Source organism: Aquiflexum sp., from assembly GCF_977115555.1.
The window spans coordinates 22,402-28,834 of sequence record NZ_CDSBKL010000007.1; the positions used below are offsets into that span (position 1 = coordinate 22,402).

9 protein-coding genes are annotated in these 6,433 nt (G+C 39.9%); 7 read left to right on the forward strand and 2 right to left on the reverse strand.

Annotation, left to right across the window (positions count from 1 at the left end; all coding sequences use genetic code 11):
- Positions 1–89: 89 nt before the first annotated feature.
- Together vapC and ACZFYI_RS01040 are read right to left on the reverse strand one after the other, a co-directional pair.
- Positions 90–482: a type II toxin-antitoxin system VapC family toxin gene (gene vapC, locus ACZFYI_RS01035; protein ID WP_462522261.1), complete on the reverse strand. Its 393-nt coding sequence runs from the start codon at positions 480–482 to the stop codon at positions 90–92.
- 4 nt (positions 483–486) lie between these two features.
- Positions 487–678 (reverse strand): type II toxin-antitoxin system VapB family antitoxin, encoded by a 192-nt coding sequence (locus tag ACZFYI_RS01040; protein ID WP_462522262.1) that lies wholly within the window; start codon positions 676–678, stop codon positions 487–489.
- Positions 679–841: 163 nt separating this feature from the next.
- Between ACZFYI_RS01040 and aroQ the strand changes: the two genes are divergently transcribed.
- The 7 genes from aroQ to ACZFYI_RS01075 all read left to right on the forward strand — a co-directional run.
- The gene (gene aroQ, locus ACZFYI_RS01045) at positions 842–1,261 is read left to right on the forward strand and encodes a type II 3-dehydroquinate dehydratase (RefSeq protein ID WP_462522263.1); all 420 of its coding nucleotides are present in this window, start codon (positions 842–844) and stop codon (positions 1,259–1,261) included.
- A 6-nt stretch (positions 1,262–1,267) separates the two neighbouring features.
- Complete coding sequence (locus ACZFYI_RS01050; protein WP_462522264.1) at positions 1,268–2,323, forward strand: aminotransferase class V-fold PLP-dependent enzyme; 1,056 nt, start codon at positions 1,268–1,270, stop codon at positions 2,321–2,323.
- Positions 2,324–2,327: 4 nt separating this feature from the next.
- A complete protein-coding gene (locus ACZFYI_RS01055; RefSeq protein ID WP_462522265.1) occupies positions 2,328–2,912 on the forward strand; it encodes a MarC family protein in 585 nt (194 codons plus the stop codon).
- Between the two features lie 65 nt (positions 2,913–2,977).
- A complete protein-coding gene (gene rnhA / locus ACZFYI_RS01060; RefSeq protein WP_462522266.1) occupies positions 2,978–3,433 on the forward strand; it encodes a ribonuclease HI in 456 nt (151 codons plus the stop codon).
- Between the two features lie 79 nt (positions 3,434–3,512).
- The gene (locus ACZFYI_RS01065) at positions 3,513–4,226 is read left to right on the forward strand and encodes a tRNA1(Val) (adenine(37)-N6)-methyltransferase (protein WP_462522267.1); all 714 of its coding nucleotides are present in this window, start codon (positions 3,513–3,515) and stop codon (positions 4,224–4,226) included.
- An 84-nt stretch (positions 4,227–4,310) separates the two neighbouring features.
- Positions 4,311–5,780 carry an IPT/TIG domain-containing protein gene (locus ACZFYI_RS01070; protein WP_462522268.1) on the forward strand — a complete coding sequence of 490 codons (1,470 nt, stop codon included), beginning with the start codon at positions 4,311–4,313 and terminating at the stop codon, positions 5,778–5,780.
- Positions 5,781–5,790: 10 nt separating this feature from the next.
- Positions 5,791–6,433, forward strand: a 643-nt coding sequence (locus tag ACZFYI_RS01075; RefSeq protein WP_462522269.1) for a carboxypeptidase-like regulatory domain-containing protein, incomplete at its 3' end; no start/stop codon positions are given.

Below are 6,433 nucleotides of genomic sequence, written 5' to 3' on the forward strand. Positions count from 1 at the left end.
TTTGATATTCAGGTGATAGTTATGTTCTGAAAATGGGTTGAATGGCACTAAGAATTCTGTTTTTAAATCTTAAAATCCAAAAGCACAAATCAGAAAACACGGAGGCTTGAATATTTAGCTATCATATCAAAATCTCTATCTAAATGCCAAACTTTCAAATTATTTCTGATGGCATACCAAGCGATAAGGTAATCGTTACTTTTTCTGATCGTTGCACCTTTTTGTCTTAAATTCATATAAAGTTTTGCTGCCCCGACCGCAGCCTCATAAGGATCGTTTTCCAATCGGGTCAAACCTGATAACTTGTCTTCCAAAATCCAAGATTCTTTTATATTTCTGCATCCTTGGAGAAGTTCTTGGAAAATTGGAGGGCAAATGCAAATTCTATCTTCCATAATTAAGTTGTAAAATTTGTCAGAATCTATATCCTTGGGATTGTTGAGAAAAGTAATCCATTTGGATGTGTCTACAAGTATTTCCATCCGATTATTGAGCTCTCATTTCTTCAAGGCTTCCTTCCCATTTTATTTTTCCCCGAAGATCTGCCAATTCCTGCAATTTGATTTTTCTCAAAAATTCACGCAATGCAGTATCCACAGCCTCTTTTTTGGTTTTGATGGAAGTTTTCTGAAGGATTTCATCCATCAGTTTTTCGTCTATTTCTATATTGGTTCTCATAATAACCTGAAATTTTATACACAAAAATAGCATTTTTTATACACAAAAAAATTTCCGTTGATTTTGAAATCAGTTCAAACCATTTTAAAACAAAAGGTTTATCCCATTAAAAACAAATCCTTCCTTAACTTTGGAGTCTGATAACCGCTAAACCTCTTTTGCATTGAAAATCATCATCATCAACGGCCCCAATCTCAATCTCTTGGGAAAAAGAGAACCGGAGATTTATGGGAGAACTTCTTTCGAAGAATATTTTGAAACCCTTCGAACAAAATTTCCTGAGATAGACCTGTATTATTTTCAGAGTAATATCGAAGGGGAAATCATCGACAAGATCCATGAGGTGGGTTTTAGCTTCGATGCTATTTTGCTCAATGCCGGCGGCTATACCCATACCTCGGTGGCGATTTCTGATGCGATAGCAGGAGTAAAAACCCCGGTATTGGAAGTCCATATATCAAATATCTACAAACGGGAAGAATTCCGTCATAAAAGCATCATTACCAAAGAATGCGTGGGAATGATTTCAGGCCTTGGACTGAAAGGGTATGAACTTGCGATTCTTTATTTTCTCAAAAATTAATTGATCATGGTAACATTTGCACCGGGACCTTCCAAAGTCTACGACAGCCTTCCGCAATACATGCAGGAAGCATACGAAAAAGGAATTTTGAGCGCCAATCACCGTTCAGCAGTTTTCATGAATCTATATCAAGAAACAGAAACCCTGATGAGAGAAAAGCTGCACATGCCCCATGATTACAAGCTTCTTTTTACCTCATCCGCTACTGAAAACTGGGAAATCATCTCACAATCCATCGTGCAGTCTGCGGGCTATCATATATTCTCAGGTTCATTTGGGAAGAAATGGTATGAATATGCCAAATACATCGAACCCAAAACATTTGCCCAAAAATTGAATGCTGACGATACCGTTGATGTGGATGCTTTGCATATAGGGGAAGAATTTGACTTGATTGCCATTACCCAAAACGAGACCTCCAATGCTACACAGGTAAGCAATGAGACGATCGCAGCGATTGCCAATAAGTATCCTGAAAAAATGATCGCTGTCGATACCACCTCATCCATGGCAGGCATTGAATTGGATTTTTCATTAGCTGATATTTGGTACGCTTCGGTCCAAAAGTGCTTCGGACTTCCGGCAGGTTTGGGCATTTTGATCGTTTCGCCTAAAGCCATTGCCAAGGCAAAAGACAAAGGTGAGAAAGGCAGGTACAACAGCCTGAATTTTATATTGGAAAATGCTGAAATCTATCAGACTCATTATACACCCAATGTTTTTGGGATTTACCTCCTTTACAGGGTGCTGCATGAAATGCCTGAAATCCAGCATATCGACCAACAAACCCGAGGTCGAATGAGGAAATTGGAGGATACAATTGCCCACACAGCAAAACTTATGATGTTGATCCAAAATCCTGAAGCCAGAAGCAGTACTGTTTTGGCAATTTCAGGAAAAGAAGAGTTCATTTCCGAAATCAAAAAGGCTGCTGAAAAAGAAGGGATGCAATTGGGCAGTGGCTATGGCCCCCTGAAGCCGACGAGCTTTAGGATTGCAAATTTCCCGGCCATTACCGAAGCAGAATTCTTGAAATTGGTTGATTTCCTAAAGAAATATTGACCTGATGTTCAGTCTCAAAGAAATATTCTCAGTTACATTAATCCTATTTTCCGTAATTGATATTTTGGGCTCAATCCCAATTGTGATCAACCTTAGGAAAAAAGTAGGTCACATCCAATCCGGAAAGGCTACCATTGCAGCAGGTATCATGATGATCTTGTTTTTGTTTTTCGGGGAATCCATCTTGAAACTGTTCGGGATCGGTGTGGATGACTTTGCCATTGCAGGAGCATTGATCATTTTTGCGATAGGTGCAGAAATGATTTTGGGGATTGAGCTTTTCAAACCCGATCCTGAGGCTTCCACTACGAGTGCTTCCATAGTACCGATCGCTTTTCCTCTCATTGCCGGTGCAGGAACGCTGACTACGATCTTGACACTGAAAGCAGAATATACCCAAGCGAATATTGCGGTTGGTATGATCATTAACCTGGCCATAGTTTATGCAGTTCTGAAAAGTACCAATTGGCTGGAAAGGAAATTGGGTAAAACCGGTTTGGATGTTTTGCGGAGGATCTTCGGGATTATTCTCCTTTCTATTGCTATCAAGATTTTCAAAAGCGCACTTTTCACCGGAGAGATAGGTTGATTTTGGAATATTTTGCCTAGCCAAATTCGTTGATCAAAGATTCTTATACCTGAGATAAAATATAGATGATTACAATATTCACTGACGGCGCTGCCAAAGGAAATCCGGGTCCGGGAGGGTATGGAGTGGTGATGAAATACAATCACCATCGAAAAGAGCTATCAGAGGGCTTTCGTCACACCACCAACAACAGGATGGAATTATTGGCAGTAATCAGGGCTTTACAGGAATTGAAAGTCAGGGATATTCCCGTCACGATCTATTCTGACAGTAAATACGTCGTAGATGCCATCGAAAAGGGATGGCTTTGGGGTTGGCAAAAAAAGGGGTTTCAGGATAAAAAGAACCCTGACTTATGGAGAATATATATCCCCCTACATGTCAGATACAAGCCGAAATTTGTGTGGGTGAAGGGACATGCTGGCCATCCGGAAAATGAGCGCTGCGACCAATTGGCAGTAGCGGCAGCTGAGCGTCCAAACCTTCCTGCTGATGAGGAATACGAAAAAGTAGGACAATGACCTCAATCAACATCCATTTATAATAAATTTGCCTTAAACTTTTTTTCGATAGTTAAAGTTCTCAAATCCTTATCATCCAATGTCTTCTGCTCTTTTTCGCTTCAAGCAATTTACTATCCACCATGACCGGACCGCTATGAAAGTGGGGACCGATGGTGTACTGTTAGGTGCAATTGCCGGAAGTGGAAATCCGAGAAATATATTAGAAATCGGGGTAGGTTCGGGTGTGGTTTCAATGATGTTGGCCCAGCGGTTTCCAATGGCTAAAATCACGGGAGTGGAAATCGATAGGGACGCCTGGAATCAGGCCACTGAAAATGCCCAAAACAGCCCATGGGGACAAAGGATTGAGTTTTTGAATACTTCATTCCAAGATTATGGTAGTAATAGATCAGAAAAGTTTGATTTGATAGTCAGTAATCCGCCATATTTTACAAACCACCTCAAATCCAAGGATTCCAAAAGAAATATGGCATTGCATAATGACGCCCTGCCATTTACTGAGTTGGTAGTTGGAGTACAAAGATTTCTCAATCCTGAATCAGAATTTTGGGTAATACTTCCTCCTGATCAGATGACTGAATTGCAGAAAAAATTATCTTCCTCAGGTTTAAATATTATTTTCAAGGCAAATGTAAAAGACTCTCCCTCAAAAAATATTCTTAGGATGATTTATGGTTTTTCATTTTTTAATCAATCTGTTATTGAAATAAACTTATCCATAAAGGAAGAAGACGGAAAATTTTCAGATGATTATTCTGAATTGTTGAAAGAATTTTTGATTGTTTTTTAGTTTAATAATCACCCGCATCTCTATGATTTTTTTTTTAAATTCAATATTGGTGTATTTTTGAATTCTGCATTAAGTTTGAATTACATGGATAAAAGTAAAGTCGCCCTCTTTTCATTGCTTGTCGTTTTGATTGCTTTTTTCTCTTCTTGTCAAGAAGAAAGCGATATTCGTACTTCATTGATCACCGAAGAAGTAATCTATCTCAGCGGCGAAAGGGCCAGAATTTTGGGCAGGATTTTAACAAATCAAAATGTAGCGGCCAGTGACCATGGTTTTTACATTTCTGAGAATGAATCATTTTCCCAACCAATTATCATTTCATTAGGCGAAAGGGTTGCCCCAGGAAGATTTATTGGCGAAACCAGCGAGCTTGATATTCAGAAAAGATATTTTGTAAAGTCCTTCATTTCCCTGCCGGAAGGTATACAGTTTGGGAATGTATTGGAAATTACCACACTTAGCCCGGATGTCGACAGTTTCTTTCCTCAAAACGGACCGGTGGGAACCACCATCACCATAAAGGGCAAAAATTTCACTTCCGATACAAAGGTTTTTTTTGGGGACCGCCAGGCACAGGTTTTAAGGATTGATTTCGAATCATCTATTACAGCATTGGTTCCTCCTAGCGGTACTACAGCTTTGGAGGAAGTTAAGTTAGTGGTTCAAAACCAAGAGCTTGTTTTTGACAACAAATTTGAATACACGACTGGTAAATTTACCCAGCTGCCTAATTTCCCATCAAGTCTTAAGTTATTTGATAATATTTATTTCCAAAATGGCCTCGAATTTTTTGTTGGATTGGGAGCAAATAATGGACAATCAATTAATCCCCAAATCTGGAAGTACAGTCTTGAGACTAACAACTGGGCACAAGTGGATTTCCCAGGTGCACCACTTTGGAAGGCATTTAGTGGGAAAAATTATTTTGGAGGCGGCGCATCGGTTATCAGCCAAAATGCCCAGTCGTCTCCCTCTAGGGATTTTTGGAAATTTGAAAACAACAATTTTGTAAAACTTCCTGATTTGCCATTCACTGCTATAGATGCCTTATCCTTTGAATTGGAAGATAAACTATTTGTTGTGGGAGGGTCTGCAGGATTTGGGACTGATTCCTACAGGTATACCATTTCGACAGGGCAATGGCAAAAAATAGGAAATACTCCTTTTGCCATCAACCGTACAGTTTTAAATTTTCAGCATGGAAATAAACAGTATTTTGTAAATCCTGTCTCAAAGGAAATCTATTCTATAGATGGCGAAACTGAGCTATGGTCATTTTTTGGGATTTACCCAGGTGAAATTAATTCAGGCTCTGCATTCGGGTTAACTTTAGGCAACAGGGTCATTACAGGGATGGCTAACAGGTCCCAGGAAGTCTGGGAGCTGAACCCACTGTCAGGTTCTTGGGTTAAGAAAAACGCCTTTCCGGGAAATCCTATTGCAAGAAATGCCGGAGTCTTTATCCATGATAATTTGATATATATCCTAAGAAGTGGGGAAGTCCAAGTTCCTGGACCGATGGAATTTTGGGTACTTGATCCTTTTGGCCTGTAATTATTGATCTATGAAAAAAACTTTACTCTATATTTTCCTGCTTCTCTTCGTTGTTTCAGGGGAGCTTTTCGCCCAACAGAAAAACATTGTTGGTAGGGACATTGGCCAATTGAAGGATATCAAAATCAGTGGACGTCTCATTGATCAAATATCAGGAGAGCCTTTGGTAGGAGCTACTGTTACCGTAAAAGAGCTCAATAAAACTGAAATAACCAATCCAAATGGGACTTTCAACCTAGTGCTTGATAGAGCGGATTATATACTTGAAATCAGGTATGTGGGGTATGAAACTGTCATCTATCCATTTGTAGCAGTCGGTGATGGAAGGATAAGCCTGACCATGATCCAAGAGGATTTTACCTTGGATGATGTGGTAATATATGGACGTGATCCTGAAAAAAACATCAGGAGTACAGATATGGGGGCAATAAGTGTCAGTATGAACACTTTGAAGGAACTCCCTCCTTTTCTTGGGGAAGTAGATATCATCCGGTCCCTAGCGACCCTTCCCGGAGTCAGTCAGGTTGGTGAAGCATCTTCAGGTCTCAATGTAAGGGGTGGCGGCGCGGATCAAAACCTCATTTTATTTGCAGGAGCACCGATTTATAACCCTTCCCACCACATTAAGAACTTTGCCGGTGACTACTGGCTTC

Bases quoted from the DNA above. Each gene is read 5' to 3' on its own strand.
- ACZFYI_RS01055 (WP_462522265.1), top strand. From the start codon at position 2,328: ATGTTCAGTCTCAAAGAAATATTCTCAGTTACATTAATCCTATTTTCC.
- ACZFYI_RS01070 (WP_462522268.1), top strand. From the start codon at position 4,311: ATGGATAAAAGTAAAGTCGCCCTCTTTTCATTGCTTGTCGTTTTGATT.
- ACZFYI_RS01040 (WP_462522262.1), bottom strand. From the start codon at position 678: ATGAGAACCAATATAGAAATAGACGAAAAACTGATGGATGAAATCCTT.
- rnhA (WP_462522266.1), top strand. From the start codon at position 2,978: ATGATTACAATATTCACTGACGGCGCTGCCAAAGGAAATCCGGGTCCG.
- ACZFYI_RS01065 (WP_462522267.1), top strand. From the start codon at position 3,513: ATGTCTTCTGCTCTTTTTCGCTTCAAGCAATTTACTATCCACCATGAC.
- vapC (WP_462522261.1), bottom strand. From the start codon at position 482: ATGGAAATACTTGTAGACACATCCAAATGGATTACTTTTCTCAACAAT.
- ACZFYI_RS01050 (WP_462522264.1), top strand. From the start codon at position 1,268: ATGGTAACATTTGCACCGGGACCTTCCAAAGTCTACGACAGCCTTCCG.